The 14,489-nt window shown below is 34.4% G+C and carries 13 protein-coding genes and 1 other RNA gene; 8 read left to right on the top strand and 6 right to left on the bottom strand.

Annotated features, from left to right (window positions below):
* Positions 1 to 86: 86 nt before the first annotated feature.
* Both AC1EU5_RS15875 and AC1EU5_RS15870 read right to left on the bottom strand, forming a co-directional pair.
* Positions 87 to 839, bottom strand: a complete 753-nt coding sequence (locus AC1EU5_RS15875) for an MBL fold metallo-hydrolase (RefSeq protein WP_480193404.1) — start codon at positions 837 to 839, stop codon at positions 87 to 89.
* An 8-nt stretch (positions 840 to 847) separates the two neighbouring features.
* A complete protein-coding gene (locus tag AC1EU5_RS15870) occupies positions 848 to 1,372 on the bottom strand; it encodes a DUF7935 family protein (protein WP_480193403.1) in 525 nt (174 codons plus the stop codon).
* A 152-nt stretch (positions 1,373 to 1,524) separates the two neighbouring features.
* Between AC1EU5_RS15870 and AC1EU5_RS15865 the strand changes: the two genes are divergently transcribed.
* The 8 genes from AC1EU5_RS15865 to AC1EU5_RS15830 all read left to right on the top strand — a co-directional run bounded on the left by AC1EU5_RS15865 (position 1,525) and on the right by AC1EU5_RS15830 (position 9,715).
* On the top strand, positions 1,525 to 3,837 hold the full coding sequence (locus AC1EU5_RS15865) for an ATP-dependent helicase (RefSeq protein WP_480193402.1): 2,313 nt from the start codon (positions 1,525 to 1,527) through the stop codon (positions 3,835 to 3,837).
* A gap of 51 nt (positions 3,838 to 3,888) precedes the next feature.
* On the top strand, positions 3,889 to 4,509 hold the full coding sequence (locus tag AC1EU5_RS15860) for a DUF4290 domain-containing protein (RefSeq protein ID WP_480193401.1): 621 nt from the start codon (positions 3,889 to 3,891) through the stop codon (positions 4,507 to 4,509).
* A gap of 19 nt (positions 4,510 to 4,528) precedes the next feature.
* Complete coding sequence (gene murA, locus AC1EU5_RS15855) at positions 4,529 to 5,839, top strand: UDP-N-acetylglucosamine 1-carboxyvinyltransferase (protein WP_480193400.1); 1,311 nt, start codon at positions 4,529 to 4,531, stop codon at positions 5,837 to 5,839.
* 107 nt (positions 5,840 to 5,946) lie between these two features.
* Entirely contained in the window at positions 5,947 to 6,516 is a 570-nt protein-coding gene (locus AC1EU5_RS15850; RefSeq protein ID WP_480193399.1) for a nucleotide exchange factor GrpE, read from the top strand.
* Between the two features lie 9 nt (positions 6,517 to 6,525).
* Positions 6,526 to 7,644, top strand: coding sequence for a molecular chaperone DnaJ (dnaJ, locus tag AC1EU5_RS15845; RefSeq protein ID WP_480193398.1), 1,119 nt, complete (start codon positions 6,526 to 6,528; stop codon positions 7,642 to 7,644).
* A gap of 432 nt (positions 7,645 to 8,076) precedes the next feature.
* An RNA gene (gene rnpB / locus AC1EU5_RS15840) (RNase P RNA component class A) lies at positions 8,077 to 8,381 on the top strand.
* Between the two features lie 56 nt (positions 8,382 to 8,437).
* Positions 8,438 to 9,109, top strand: a complete 672-nt coding sequence (locus tag AC1EU5_RS15835; RefSeq protein WP_480193397.1) for a Crp/Fnr family transcriptional regulator — start codon at positions 8,438 to 8,440, stop codon at positions 9,107 to 9,109.
* 27 nt (positions 9,110 to 9,136) lie between these two features.
* Positions 9,137 to 9,715, top strand: a complete 579-nt coding sequence (locus tag AC1EU5_RS15830) for a TlpA family protein disulfide reductase (protein ID WP_480193396.1) — start codon at positions 9,137 to 9,139, stop codon at positions 9,713 to 9,715.
* A gap of 4 nt (positions 9,716 to 9,719) precedes the next feature.
* On the opposite strand, the gene AC1EU5_RS15825 is transcribed toward AC1EU5_RS15830, so the two are convergent.
* From AC1EU5_RS15825 to AC1EU5_RS15810, 4 genes are all read right to left on the bottom strand, one after another.
* Positions 9,720 to 10,898 carry an aspartate aminotransferase family protein gene (locus AC1EU5_RS15825; protein WP_480193395.1) on the bottom strand — a complete coding sequence of 393 codons (1,179 nt, stop codon included), beginning with the start codon at positions 10,896 to 10,898 and terminating at the stop codon, positions 9,720 to 9,722.
* Between the two features lie 6 nt (positions 10,899 to 10,904).
* Positions 10,905 to 12,605: an OstA-like protein gene (locus tag AC1EU5_RS15820; RefSeq protein WP_480193394.1), complete on the bottom strand. Its 1,701-nt coding sequence runs from the start codon at positions 12,603 to 12,605 to the stop codon at positions 10,905 to 10,907.
* An 82-nt stretch (positions 12,606 to 12,687) separates the two neighbouring features.
* A complete protein-coding gene (locus tag AC1EU5_RS15815) occupies positions 12,688 to 13,959 on the bottom strand; it encodes an adenylosuccinate synthase (RefSeq protein WP_480193393.1) in 1,272 nt (423 codons plus the stop codon).
* A 9-nt stretch (positions 13,960 to 13,968) separates the two neighbouring features.
* Positions 13,969 to 14,430, bottom strand: a complete 462-nt coding sequence (locus AC1EU5_RS15810) for a Fur family transcriptional regulator (protein WP_480193392.1) — start codon at positions 14,428 to 14,430, stop codon at positions 13,969 to 13,971.
* Between the last annotated feature and the right edge of the window lie 59 nt (positions 14,431 to 14,489).

Here is a 14,489-nt window from a genome sequence, read left to right as displayed (position 1 = left end):
TTATACACACTAAGTTGTTACTTGTTAATAATTAGTATATTAAGTTTAATCTTGATTATAATTCGCCAATAAATTTTTGCAAAAAATTACTTCATATACCAGTCCCTTAACCGTACTTCTATATTTTTATTCTTAGCATTTACCAATTCCTTAAACTTTTTAGTGTCACTCATATCAGGATTTCCTCTATAGTGATATGGGTACACAATTTTTGGTTTAAAATCTAATACGGCATCAGCAGCCTGGTTTATATCCATAGTGTAAGGTAAATTCATACATACAAAGGCAATATCAACACCAATTAAGTTTCGCATTTCGCGTATATCTTCAGTATCGCCGCTTATATAAATACCTTTACCACCAAGATTCAAAAAGTAACCATTACCGCGCCCTCTTGGGTGCCGTGAAGAAGTATCCTCTGGTAAATTATACATGGGCAAAGCATTGATAAATACTTCATCTTGTACATGAATACCACCATTCTTAATTACCACCAATTGCTTTTCGTAAGTACCTCTTAATTTTTCGGCTACAGCCTTAGGTACAATAAAGGTTGCGTTTTTGGTATCTAAACCATTTAAAGTTTCTGTGTTGAGATGATCTCCATGAATATCAGTTATCAATATTATATCAGCATTTGCCAAACCTTCAAATTTTTCTGCACCCCCATAAGGGTCTACATAGATGGTTTTACCATTCCATTGTAGCACTAAAGTACCATGTAAAATAGGTTGAATTGTAATATCACCTTCCGGAGACTCAATAACATCAGCATGTGGTCGTTGTGAAAATGTGTTAAGACTGATCAGTAAAACAAATAATGTGGCAAAAAATCGCATAGTCTTGATTAAAAAATGGTTTTTACTTCTTCTTTTATAAAGTCTAAAGCTATTCTGGTAGGAGGCAGGTCGTCTTTTCCGGTTTGCTGAATGATAGCTTCGCGCATTGACATCGCATCTTTTACTTCGCCCTGTAGCATTACATCGCGAATAGCATTTAGGGTATTGTTTTTTGCCGTAGTAATAGTATCCCAACATTGGCTTGTCATATATATTTGCTGCGCAAGATTGTGTTCATATTCCTGTTCAACGGTACCTAGTAATTTTTTAAAATAAGTAGGCTTATCATGACCACTAGGTGAAATGCGTACTGCTAAACTACTAGGTGTAATGCGCTCTAAAAATAGGGTCATACGTTCATAGGCCTGCAACTGGTTAGGTAGTGCTAAAGCTTGCTTTTCTTTTCGTAGTTGAAAAATTCGACTTTTCTTTTCGTTATCTACATGCAACTTAAAGAAATACAAAGCTATAAGTCCAGTTACCAAAGCCGGTATGGTATAGGCTAAAAGTTGCATAAAAGTTTCTGTGCTCATTACGTTAAAAATTAGTGTTTCAAATGTAACGAAACTGAATATCATTTCTAAATAATGATTGTACTTTCCTTAAAAACTAAGCCTATTTGTCAATAACTTTTTATTGTTAGTCCGTATCAACAATTGTATTTTTGATGTTCCAAAAGCGCAATGTGACGGATTATCTCCAACATTTAAACGAAGCCCAAAAAGAAGCTGTTTTACATAAAGAAGGCCCCATGATTATCATTGCAGGTGCCGGTTCTGGTAAAACACGTGTGCTTACTTATAGAATTGCACATTTAATGCAACAAGGGGTTGATGCTTTCAGTATTCTATCATTAACCTTTACCAATAAGGCTGCACGCGAAATGAAAATACGTATTGGTAAGATAGTAGGTGAAAGCGAAGCAAAAAATTTATGGATGGGTACTTTTCACTCTGTATTTGCACGTATTTTGCGTTCAGAAGCAGATAAGCTGGGGTACCCTAGGAATTTTACAATTTATGATACGCAAGATTCAGTACGACTCTTAACAGCTATTATTAAAGAGCTACAGCTAGACAAAGACAAATACAAGCCTAAACAGGTACTGGCAAGAATATCACAATTTAAAAACAGCTTAATTACTGTAAAGGCCTATTACAACTCACCTGAACTTCAAGAAGCAGATGTTATGGCTAGCAGACCGAAAACAGGAGAAATCTACAATCAATATGTAGAACGCTGTTTTAAAGCTGGTGCCATGGATTTTGATGACTTATTGTTAAGAACCAATGAATTGTTAACTCGTTTTCCGGATGTGTTGGCAAAATATCAAGATAGATTTAGATATATTTTAGTGGATGAATATCAAGATACCAACCATTCACAATATTTAATTGTACGTGCTTTGGCGGATAGATTTCAGAATATTTGCGTAGTAGGAGATGATTCACAAAGTATTTATGCATTTAGAGGTGCAAATATTCAAAATATATTAAACTTTCAACGCGACTATGATGATGCAAAGATTTTTAAATTGGAGCAGAACTACCGTTCAACAAGCAATATTGTTAGTGCAGCCAATAGCGTTATTGAGAAAAACCAAACTAAACTTGATAAAGAAATTTGGACTGCCAATGAGAAAGGGGAGCGCATAAAAGTAATGCGCACTGTTTCTGAAGGTGAAGAAGGTCGTTTTGTAGCCGAATCTGTTTTTGAAAACAAGCTTAATAAACAGTTAAAAAACAGCCAATTTGCAGTATTATATCGTACCAATGCACAGTCAAGAGCTATAGAAGATGCATTGCGCAAAAAAGATATTGCATATAGAATATATGGTGGACTTTCATTTTACCAACGTAAAGAAATTAAGGATGTATTGTCATACCTACGATTACTTGTAAACCCAAGTGATGAGGAAGCATTAAAACGAGTTATTAATTATCCTACCCGTGGTATTGGGCAAACTACGCTTGATAAATTAATAGTAGCTGCCAATCATTATAAAAAATCAATTTTTGAAATCTTAGAGAATATAGATAAAATAGATCTGAAGATAAATGGCGGCACCAAAGCAAAGCTTCAGAATTTTGTAACCATGATCAAAAGCTTTCAAATAGAAGCACAATCAAAAAATGCTTTTGAAATTACAGATCATGTGATTAAAAAAACACAAGTGATCAAAGAGCTTGAACGCGATGCCACTCCTGAAGCTGTAAGTAGGGTAGAGAATGTTCAAGAACTACTAAACGGCATTAAAGACTTTATTGAAGAGCAGAAAGAAAAAGATGAAGATGCGTCTCTCGCATTTTTTCTAGAAGATGTAGCCTTGGCTACTGATTTTGACAATGATAAAAAACACAACCAAGATGTAGTTTCTTTAATGACCATTCACCTAGCTAAAGGGCTTGAGTTTCAATATGTTTATATCGTAGGCTTAGAAGAGAATTTGTTTCCTTCGGCAATGAGCATGAATACACGTAGTGAATTAGAAGAAGAGCGGCGTTTATTCTACGTGGCCTTAACCAGGGCTGAAAAACAAGCCTATTTAAGTTATGCAGAATCTAGATACAGATGGGGAAAACTAATTGACAGTGAGCCTAGCCGATTTTTAGAGGAAATAGATGATTCCTATCTTGACTACCTTACTCCTAAAGTACCAAAACAACTCAACAGATTTGTAAATGAAGACATTTTTGGAAGTGTACCTCAGGATAGAATTCGTTTTAAGAAGCCTTTAAAGCGTACCCCAAGGAAACCTGAAGTAAAAAACAAGTCTATAAGTGTACCTAAAAATTTAAAAAAAGTGAGTTCGGTAGCTACTAATTTATTTGATTCAAATATTGCAGTAGGAAATATAGTGGAGCATACAAAATTTGGTAAGGGTGAAGTAGTAAGCCTTGAAGGGCATGGCTCAAATAAAAAGGCAGAAATTAAATTTGAACAAGCAGGTAATAAGAAGCTCCTGCTGCAGTTTGCAAAACTTAAAATTTTAGCATAAACGTTCTTCGTATTTTAGAATTAATCGTTTATTTGCTTGTAAATAGAAATTATGAAGGAGTTTGATTTAGAATACAATTCAAAAAGAGAGAAATTAATTATACCAGAATACGGTAGACATATTCAGAAATTGGTTAATCATTGCATATCTCTGGAGGATAAGGATGAACGTAATAAAATGGCCAATGCTATCATTGACGTAATGGGAAATTTGCAGCCACACTTACGTGACGTACCTGATTTTCAACATAAATTATGGGATCAATTGTTTATCATGTCTGATTTTAAATTAGAAGCAGATTCACCATACCCTAAACCAGTTAAAGAAGAACTAACTGCAAAACCTGATGCTCTGGGCTACCCAAAATCAGCATCTAAGTATCGTTTTTATGGTAATAATATTCAGACCATGATAGATACCGCATTGACATGGGAAGAAGGAGAAATGCGTGATGCATTAGTTTTCACCATTGCCAACCATATGAAAAAATGTTACTTAAACTGGAATAAAGATACTGTAGAAGATAATGTCATTTTTGAACATTTATCAGAACTTTCAGATGGCAAGATCAATTTAACTTCTAATGATGAAACCTTAACGGAATCAAAAAATTTACTACGTAGTAAATCAAGAGTTTCAAATAAGAAAAAACAAAACAGAAAAAAGCGCTAATACCAATAATCAACTAACCATGGGTACTTTTAAAATTGAAGGAGGTCATCAGTTAAAAGGAGAAATAACACCTCAAGGGGCAAAAAATGAAGCATTACAAATATTATGTGCTGTATTGTTAACTCCTGAAGAAGTAACCATTGAAAACATTCCTGATATACGCGATGTCAATAAGCTCATAAAGTTACTTAGCAATCTAGGCGTTAAAATTCAAAAAAATGCGCCAGGGTCTTATACTTTTAAAGCAGATGATGTTAATTTAAAATATTTAGAATCTGAAGCTTTTAAAGAAGAGGGAAAAGGACTTAGAGGTTCTATTATGATTGTTGGCCCTTTGCTAGGACGTTTTGGAAAAGGCTATATTCCAAAACCAGGAGGCGATAAGATTGGACGTAGACGTTTAGATACGCATTTTGAAGGTTTTATCAACTTGGGTGCAAATTTCAGATATAATAAAGAAGATCATTTTTATGGGGTAGAAACTAAAAAGCTTCAAGGTGCTTATATGTTACTAGATGAAGCATCAGTAACAGGTACAGCTAATATTGTAATGGCAGCAGTTCTTGCTGAAGGAAAAACCAGCATTTATAATGCAGCATGTGAGCCTTATCTTCAACAATTATGTAAAATGCTCAATAGAATGGGAGCCAAAATTTCTGGTATTGGTTCTAATTTATTGGTGATAGAAGGGGTAGAATCCTTGACTGGAACCTCACATAGAATGCTGCCAGATATGATAGAAATAGGTAGTTGGATAGGTCTTGCCGCAATGACAAAATCAGAGCTTACCATTAAAAATGTAAGTTGGGATGATCTGGGGCAAATACCCAATGTTTTTAGAAAATTAGGAATTACTGTTGAGCGCAAAGGAGATGATATTCATATACCAGAACACAAAGATGGATATGAAATTCAGAACTTTATTGATGGTTCAATTTTAACCATTGCAGATGCACCCTGGCCCGGATTTACACCTGATTTGTTAAGTATTATTCTTGTAGTAGCTACGCAGGCAAGAGGGAGTGTACTCATTCATCAAAAAATGTTTGAAAGTCGCTTGTTCTTTGTTGATAAATTAATTGATATGGGTGCAAAAATCATTCTTTGTGATCCGCATAGAGCCACCGTTATTGGTCATGATTTTCAATCGCAATTAAAAGCAACTACTATGACTTCGCCTGATATTAGGGCAGGTATTTCTCTATTAATAGCTGCATTATCTGCTAGTGGTACAAGTACAATCCACAATATTGAGCAGATAGACCGTGGCTATGAGAATATTGACACTCGCTTAAAGGCTATAGGTGCCAAAATTACTAGGGTAGCTTAAATTTCTTTAAGAATTCTTAAAAAATAATGAATGTCATTTTGGCATAAAGTCAATAATGGCAGTACTTTTGCATCCATAAATTAGATAAAAATCATCGACTGAAAATCATGAGTAAAAAAGAACAGATAAAAGAAGAGGAACCTGTTGTAGAAGAAACAAAGGCCAAAGAGCAGAAAGAGACTATAGAAAATGATCAAGAAGAGGAAGTTGAAACTGAACAACCAAAGGAAGAACCCACAGCTGGAGAATTAATAGCACAAGAAAAAGATAAATATTTACGCTTATTTGCTGAGTTTGAAAATTATAAAAAACGAACTACAAAAGAACGTATAGAATTATTTAAAACAGCAAGCCAAGACGTTATGACAGCAATGCTGCCAATTTTAGATGATTTTGAACGTGCTTTAACACATATTGAAGAAGATAAAGAGGCTGAAGAATTACGTAAAGGAGTGCTGTTAATCTACCAGAAAATGGTAACTGCGTTAGAGCAAAAAGGCCTTTCTAAAATGGAAGTAAAGCAAGGAGATACCTTTGATGCTGAAATACATGAAGCCATCACTCAGATTCCTGCACCTTCAAAAAAATTGAAAGGAAAAGTAGTTGATGTTATTGAGCAAGGGTATAAATTGGGTGAGAAGGTGATTAGATTTCCAAAGGTGGTGATTGGGCAATAAGAAAGAGAAATGGCAAAACAAGATTATTACGAAATATTAGGTGTAAGTAAAAGTGCTTCTACTGCTGAGATTAAAAAGGCATATAGAAAAATGGCTATTAAATACCATCCTGATAAAAATCCTGGTGATAAAGAAGCTGAAGAGAATTTTAAAAAAGCAGCTGAGGCTTATGAGGTATTGAGTGATACTGATAAGAAAGCACGCTATGACCAGTTTGGTCATGCGGCTTTTGAAAACGGCGGCGGCGGATTTGGAGGTGGTATGAATATGGAAGACATATTCAGTCAGTTTGGTGATATTTTTGGAGGCGCCTTTGGTGGTGCTTTCGGCGGCGGATTTGGTGGCGGCGGAAGAGCACGTGTAAAAGGAGGAAATCTAAGAATTCGTGTAAAGCTTACACTTGAAGAAATTTTAAATGGAGTAGAGAAGAAGGTAAAAGTTAAGCGTAAAGTACAAGCAGACGGAGTAACGTATAGAACTTGTGGTACATGTAATGGACAAGGGCAGGTTATGAAGGTTATGAACACCATGTTAGGTAGAATGCAAACTGCTACTACATGTCCTACTTGTCAGGGTGCTGGCGAGTCTATTGATAATAGACCTTCAGGTGCTGATGCACATGGGTTAGTCTCTAAAGAAGAAGGTGTCTCTATTAAAATTCCGCCAGGTGTTACAGACGGCGTTCAACTAAAAGTTACAGGTAAAGGAAATGATGCTCCCGGAAAAAATGGCATTTCAGGAGATTTATTGGTAGTCATTCAGGAAGAAGATCATAAAACACTAAAGAGAGAAGGTAATAATTTACATTACGACATGTATGTAAGTTTTTCAGAGGCAGTACTTGGTGCATCAAAAGAAATTGACACACTTACTGGTAAAGTTCGTGTTAAAATAGATAGTGGTGTGCAGTCCGGTAAAATATTACGCTTACGCGGAAAAGGATTGCCTAGTTTAGAAGGTTATGGAAAAGGTGATCTTTTAGTACATGTTAATGTTTGGACACCAAAAGAATTATCTAGAGAGCAGAAAGATTTCTTTGAAAAAATGAAAGATGATACTAATTTTCAACCAGAACCTTCACATTCAGATAAATCATTTTTTGAGAAGGTAAAAGATATGTTTTCATAATAATAATGCGCTAATGTTTTAATAATTTGTTAAAAATTAAAGCATCCTTATTGAGATATTGTAAAAAATACATATATTTGTAGAGTTGAATTAATAGTTCAACAACTTTTTCTTTTTCATAGCAATTTTCCCACTCTAACTTGAGTGGGTTTTTTTATGCCTTTTAGTTACTTAGAAAAAAATATCAAAAAAATATGCATACATACAATATTTAATATTGTTATGCGTTATTAACGTGTATTACTGGTAATAGTACAGTAATATTTCTTTTTCATAGCAATTTTCCCGCTCCCTTTTTAAGAGAGTGGGATTTTTTTTATCTCTTAATCTTTCAAGAAAATTTATTAAAGTACTTTTGCATTAAGTAGGCCACCTTATCGTTACATCCCGGACTTGTTTCGGGACCTCATTAATTATTGTAATGATTTTTATAAAGGTGCTGAATCAAGTTCAGCATGTAGAGGAAAGTCCGGACACCATAGCGTAGTATAGCGGGTAACACCCGTCACCCGCCTTTGGCGAGGTAGGACCAGTGCAACAGAAAGCAAGTACAGTTAGGCTGTAGTGAAATCAGGTAAACTCTATACGGTGCAACGCCATGTATACCAACTTTTAAGGGTTACGCGCCCAATGTTGGAGGGTAGGCGGTTAGAATTAATAAGCAATTATTAATCAAGATAAATGATAAGGATCTGCATTAGCGGAAACAGAATCCGGCTTATGGTCTACTTTTTTTGTAAGTCTTCCTAAATTTTAGCGTCTATAACCTAAATCAAACTCAATCTTCACATCAATGAGCTCATTGTGGTATTTTGATAATGTTAATTTATTTAAGATATTGTGCCCTCACAAGTATCCTACATACAAGAAGAATCATTCTTTAAGCATCTACAAAAAGAGTGATTATATCTACTTTGAGGAAGATTCTGCAAATAAAATATATCTAATTGATAAAGGCAAGGTAAAGATTGGTTATTACACCGAAGATGGTAAAGAAATCATTAAGGCAATTTTAACCAAAGGAGAAATTTTTGGTGAAAAAGCAATTTTAGGTATTGAAAAAAGAAATGAGTTTGCACAATCTATAGATAATGATACATTAATTTGTCCGGTTTCAAAGGAAACCATGTATAACTTGATGCGTGATAATGTGTCAGTGAGCTTTAAGATATATAAGTTTATTGGTTTGCGTATTAAAAAGCTTGAAAGAAGATTACAGCTGTTGCTTTTTAAAGACACGAAGACGCGTCTGATAGAATTTTTACAGGAATTATGTGACGAATATGGGTATGATTGTGAAAAAACAGGAGATAAGGTTATCCACCATCCTTATACTCAAAAAGATATTGCAACACTAATAGGGACTTCTCGCTCAACACTAAATATATTGTTGAACGAATTGAAAGAGGAGCGAGTCATTAATTTTAATAGAAAAGAAATACGGCTTCTCAATAAAGTTGCGTAATTTTATACATAGTGTTAGTAATTCTTTATGGCCATAAAAAAGAATCATATTTATAATATCTTATTCTTTGCTTTTTTTGTATTTCTTTTTACACCTTACGGACTTGGTACACGCGCAAAATTAACTCAGGGTGTTACCTATGTTAAGAGTTTTATTTTTCCGCCAAAAGTAAAACCAGCGGATAAACATGAAAATTTAGATAATTACAATATCTTTTTTAAATCAATAGCCAATGCACCAGATTTAAACTTCGCAACGCTAAGTGGTAAAGTTATTGTTATCAACCATTGGGCTACTTGGTGCCCTCCGTGCAGAGCTGAAATGCCTTCATTCAATAAATTATTTGAAGATTATAAAGAAAAAGTAGCTTTTGTATTTATCACTTCTGACCCTAAGGATAAAGTAGAGAGATATTATGCTGACAACCAATTCAATTTTCCGACATATCAGCAGGTATCTAGTTTACCTGATCAAATAAGTACTACAAGTTTACCGGCTACATTTATACTCAACAAAAAAGGAAGTGTAGTTGTTGAAGAGTATGGGGCGGCTGATTGGAATAGTTCTAAAGTTAGAAGCCTTCTAGATGAACTTCTTGAGCAATAATTTTTTAGCTGCATTCATTTAAAACTTCAAGTAGAATATCGCATCCTCTTTTTATCTCATTTTCTGAAATAGTTAACGGTGGTGTAATACGAATTGCTTTTCCTTCAAATAACAACCAAAAAAGCAATAACCCCTTTTCTAAACACTTTAGGATTACTTTAGAGGCAAACTCAGGAGATTTTACAATGATAGCTAACATTAGCCCTTTGCCTCTTATTTCAAAAATCTCTTCATGAACTAATAATTCCCTGATAAGTTTTTCTTTATCTAAAGTATTGCTAATTAAAGTAGAAGCATTGAGTTCTTTTAATGTGGCCAGTCCTGTCGCAGCAATAACTGGGTGCCCTCCAAATGTAGTAATATGTCCTAGTTTTGGATGATCGGAAAGCTTCAACATCAATTCATTAGACGCAATAAAAGCGCCAATGGGCATTCCACCACCTAGTCCTTTTCCTGTTACTATGATATCAGGAAGTACGTCATAGTTTTCAAAACCCCAAAAGGTACCTGTCCTACCTATCCCGGATTGTATTTCATCAAGAATAAGCAATGCCCCAACTTCATCACATTTCTTTTTTACCTTTTTCAGATAGTCATTTTCAGGTGCTATAAATCCAGCTCCGCCCTGAATGGTTTCAAGAATAACCGCTGCTGTTCTTTTAGTAATTTTAGAAATATCTTCAATGGTATTGAACTCTATAAATTTTGTTCCAGGTATCAACGGTCTAAAAGCCCTATTTTGTTGTTCAGCTCCTGAAACACTCATAGCACCTTGCGTATTACCGTGATATGAATTTTTAGCTGCAATTATTTCAAACCTACCAGTATGGCGCTTTGCAAGTTTGATGGCTCCTTCTGTAGCTTCGGTTCCTGAATTTGTAAGATAAACACAGTCTAAACCTTTAGGTGAATTATGGACTAGCGCCTTACATAAATCTAATTGTGGTTGCTGTATAAATTCACCATAAACCATGACGTGCATATAAGTATCAAGTTGGTCTTTAATAGCCTGAACAACTTTTGGATGGTTATGCCCTAAAGTATTTGCAGAAACACCGGCAATAAAGTCTAAATATTGCTTACCAGATGTATCATATACATGGCAGGCGTTTGCATGTGAAATTTCTATTCCTAAAGGATGTGGAGATGTTTGTGCCTGGTATTTTAGGAAATCAGAGTTCATAAACTCTTAATTACTTTCTTTTTTTACAGGTAAATCACCTGTTTTCTTATCAGTCAATGGTTTAATAAGCGCTTTAGGAGCCTGGATAGAATCTTTACTTTTATCTAGTAACTCCTTATTCTTAATGGAGGGCTTATCCAAGGGTTCTGGATTATTTAATGGAGATTTACTCTTTGAATCACTATTTTTTTCTCTTATTCCAACAGCAGTATCCTTTATAAAAATATCTTCCATGGTTAAAGGTTTTTCATCCTCACGCCATACAAAGCCTCTTAACCGCCGTATGTTTTCAGGAAATTCAGAGATAGGGTAGGTGTCACCATCAGGATTTGTCAAAAATTTTGATGTGAGTATTTTACTATCTTTAAAGGTAAAATTCATGTCACTACAAGCCAGTTTTTCAACACCAATCAATTCATTTGTACTTTCATTTCTAAGGTAGTTAATTACTTCACCATTTCCTTTAATATCAACATCTCTAAGATCATTTTCTCTAAATTTGCCATAAAGATTTCTTCCTTTTATTTGATTGAAACCTGCGGAGTCTTTTTGAACGATAAAGGCATTATTTAATACTTTTAAACTATCTAATTGCTCAGTAGCAGTATTTGATAATAATTGAATAGTATCTCCCGTAATTTGATTGTTATCAGACCATAATATCGGATTTCGATACAATTGTGTTAGTCCCGTGGCTTGATTTGAATGAATAGAATCGCACTTCCCGCTAAGATTACTTTTAAAAAACTTCACTCTATGAAAAGCTCTAACAATCCTTTTTTCTGGTTTTCCGGTAACCAGCAAAGTATCCCCATGGATATACATAGAGTCTTTTTCAATTTCGGTAATGGCAACCGCTCTTTTAGTAATGAATGCCGAGTCTAACTTTTGAAAAACTTCAGCATAATGACCTCGGGCTGCAAAACTATTGGTGGTGTCTTTTAAATGAATATTGTTTGTTGCAGAGGCAAAACCTAAATTTCTATCATAATAAAGACTATCTGCCTTAATCTCTCTGTTATTATACTCTATTCTTGAGTTCTTGGTAAAATGCGAAACATTTGCTTTTGTATCATAAAACCCTTCTTCGGTATAAATAAAATTATTCTCTCCGGTAATTGTTGAAGGCCCATATAAATAGGATTTGCCAGAATTTGTATAATATACCAAGTTATCTGATTCCAACACATAATCAGGGTTTGTCAAGACTACATCTTCTAAAGCTTCAAACCTACGCGTTTGTAAAAAGTAATTACCTAATTTACTCTTGAGTACATTTGTTGTATCTCTTATGGTAGCACCACTACGGTAGAATAATTTTTGTTGAATACGGTTAAAGTGCAAAGTATCTGTAGTTAAAGTAATAATGGGATCTTTTAACACTACATCTCCCCATGATACTGCCTTTTTTGTATCACCGTTATATTCAACATACTTACTGGTTTGTGTAATAGTATCTCCTTGATTGAGATTCACATCACCAAAGGCCTTTAGAAAATTACGATCTTTATAGTAAATGGCTTTTTTACTTCGCAGTGCAAAACCTTCATGCTCCACATATACGTTACCTAACAAAATAGTTGCCCCGGGGTGTTTTTCTTCATCTATATTAGAATTATCTGCATGTACAATTTTAATGCGCTTTTGCTGCGCATTTAAACTGAATAAAGAAAATAAAACTAATATGACTACTAAAAGATGTTTCAAGCTTTAAATTTGCTGCAAAACTAAGGAAAAAGAAAAATGTTAACAGTTAGTAGCTGGTAATTTATTGTTAAACAATTTTAAACTATCTCAAAATAGTCTGCTTTCTATCAGGTCCAACAGAAACAATCTTGATAGGCACTTCAAGCTCTTTTTCAATAAAGTCTATATAAGTATTTAAATTTGACGGTAGCTCGTCCTCCTTAGTCATTTTTGTTAAGTCAGCTTGCCAGCCTTTAAACTCTGTATAATTAACAGAAACATTTTCAGCTTCAATATTATAAGGTAAGTGTATGATTTTTTCACCTTTATATGTATAGGAAGTACACACCTTAATGGTATTAAAGCCCGATAGTACATCACCTTTCATCATCATTAGTTGTGTAACTCCATTTACCTGAACAGCATATTTTAAGGCAACTAAATCTAACCAACCGCATCTCCGTGGCCTACCCGTGGTAGCACCAAATTCATGACCCACACGCCCCATAGTTTCACCATCTTCATCAAACAGTTCAGTAGGAAAAGGACCAGAACCAACACGCGTAGTATATGCTTTAAAAATACCAAAAACATCACCAATTCTATTAGGGGCAACGCCAAGTCCTGTACATGCACCAGCCGCCGTTGTATTTGAAGATGTTACATATGGATAGGTGCCAAAATCAATATCTAGTAAAGAACCTTGTGCACCTTCTGCTAAGATAGACTTTCCAGACCTAATTGCTTGATTCAAATATTCTTCACTATCAATAAATGTTAATTCTTTAAGCGTATCTATTGCTCTGCAAAACTCATTTTCTAATTCAGAAAGATCATATTGAATATCTACTTCAAAGAAATCGAGCATTTTAATATGCTTTTCAGTCAATGCTTTGTATTTGTCTTTCCAATTGTCAAGTTCTAAGTCACCCACGCGAATACCATTTCTTCCAGTTTTATCCATATAGGTAGGGCCAATTCCTTTTAAGGTAGAACCAATTTTGGCTTTCCCTTTAGAAGTTTCAGAAGCAGCATCTAATAGACGATGTGTAGGAAGTATTAAATGTGCTTTACGAGAGATTAAAAGTTTTGACTTGTAATCTATATTGTGCTTTGAGAGGTTATCTAACTCTTTCTGAAAAATCACCGGATCTATCACCACACCATTACCAACAATATTGATAGCTTTTTCATGAAAAATACCTGATGGAATGGTATGTAATACGTGTTTATTGCCATCAAAAATCAAGGTATGTCCTGCGTTGGGTCCTCCTTGAAAACGTGCTATAATGTCATAATTTTTGGTGAGGACATCTACAATTTTACCTTTTCCTTCATCTCCCCATTGTAGTCCTAAGAGCAAATCTACCGCCATGTATGGATGCTATTTTTTTTGATTTTTAGTTCCATAGAAGTAGAGTGAATGATTCTCCACAGTAATATCAAACACTTCTTCTATAGTTTTTTTGATAATTTGAATTCGAGGATCGCAAAATTCTATAACCTCTCCTGTATCCGTAAGTATGATATGATCATGCTGTTTGTCAAAATAAGACTTTTCATAATGTGATTGATTCTGTCCAAATTGATGACGTCTTACCAATCCACATTCAAGTAATAGTTCAATAGTATTATACAAAGTAGCTCTACTTACACGATAATTCTTATTTTTCATGTATATATAAAGCGACTCTATATCAAAATGCTCATCATGATCATAGATTTCCTGTAAAATAGCATAACGCTCAGGAGTTTTTCTATGTCCATTTTTTTCAAGAAACTTGGTAAAAACACTCTTTACAATTTCTTGATTTTTAGTATTATCTGCTTGTTTAACAACACTCATATTGTAGGCAAATTTACACTTTAATTAAGTGATATTGGTTTGAAGTATTGAAAAAGATT

This window comes from Maritimimonas sp. 2405UD52-3 (genome assembly GCF_056591715.1).
Note: the sequence above shows the minus strand (reverse complement) of the source record. Positions and strands in the feature narration are given on the sequence as shown.

Excerpts from the sequence above, each read along its gene's own strand:
- dnaJ (WP_480193398.1), top strand. The coding sequence starts at position 6,526 with ATGGCAAAACAAGATTATTACGAAATATTAGGTGTAAGTAAAAGTGCT.
- AC1EU5_RS15850 (WP_480193399.1), top strand. The coding sequence starts at position 5,947 with ATGAGTAAAAAAGAACAGATAAAAGAAGAGGAACCTGTTGTAGAAGAA.
- AC1EU5_RS15810 (WP_480193392.1), bottom strand. The coding sequence starts at position 14,430 with ATGAGTGTTGTTAAACAAGCAGATAATACTAAAAATCAAGAAATTGTA.
- AC1EU5_RS15830 (WP_480193396.1), top strand. The coding sequence starts at position 9,137 with ATGGCCATAAAAAAGAATCATATTTATAATATCTTATTCTTTGCTTTT.
- AC1EU5_RS15825 (WP_480193395.1), bottom strand. The coding sequence starts at position 10,898 with ATGAACTCTGATTTCCTAAAATACCAGGCACAAACATCTCCACATCCT.
- AC1EU5_RS15875 (WP_480193404.1), bottom strand. The coding sequence starts at position 839 with ATGCGATTTTTTGCCACATTATTTGTTTTACTGATCAGTCTTAACACA.
- AC1EU5_RS15870 (WP_480193403.1), bottom strand. The coding sequence starts at position 1,372 with ATGAGCACAGAAACTTTTATGCAACTTTTAGCCTATACCATACCGGCT.
- AC1EU5_RS15835 (WP_480193397.1), top strand. The coding sequence starts at position 8,438 with ATGAGCTCATTGTGGTATTTTGATAATGTTAATTTATTTAAGATATTG.
- AC1EU5_RS15860 (WP_480193401.1), top strand. The coding sequence starts at position 3,889 with ATGAAGGAGTTTGATTTAGAATACAATTCAAAAAGAGAGAAATTAATT.
- AC1EU5_RS15815 (WP_480193393.1), bottom strand. The coding sequence starts at position 13,959 with ATGGCGGTAGATTTGCTCTTAGGACTACAATGGGGAGATGAAGGAAAA.
- murA (WP_480193400.1), top strand. The coding sequence starts at position 4,529 with ATGGGTACTTTTAAAATTGAAGGAGGTCATCAGTTAAAAGGAGAAATA.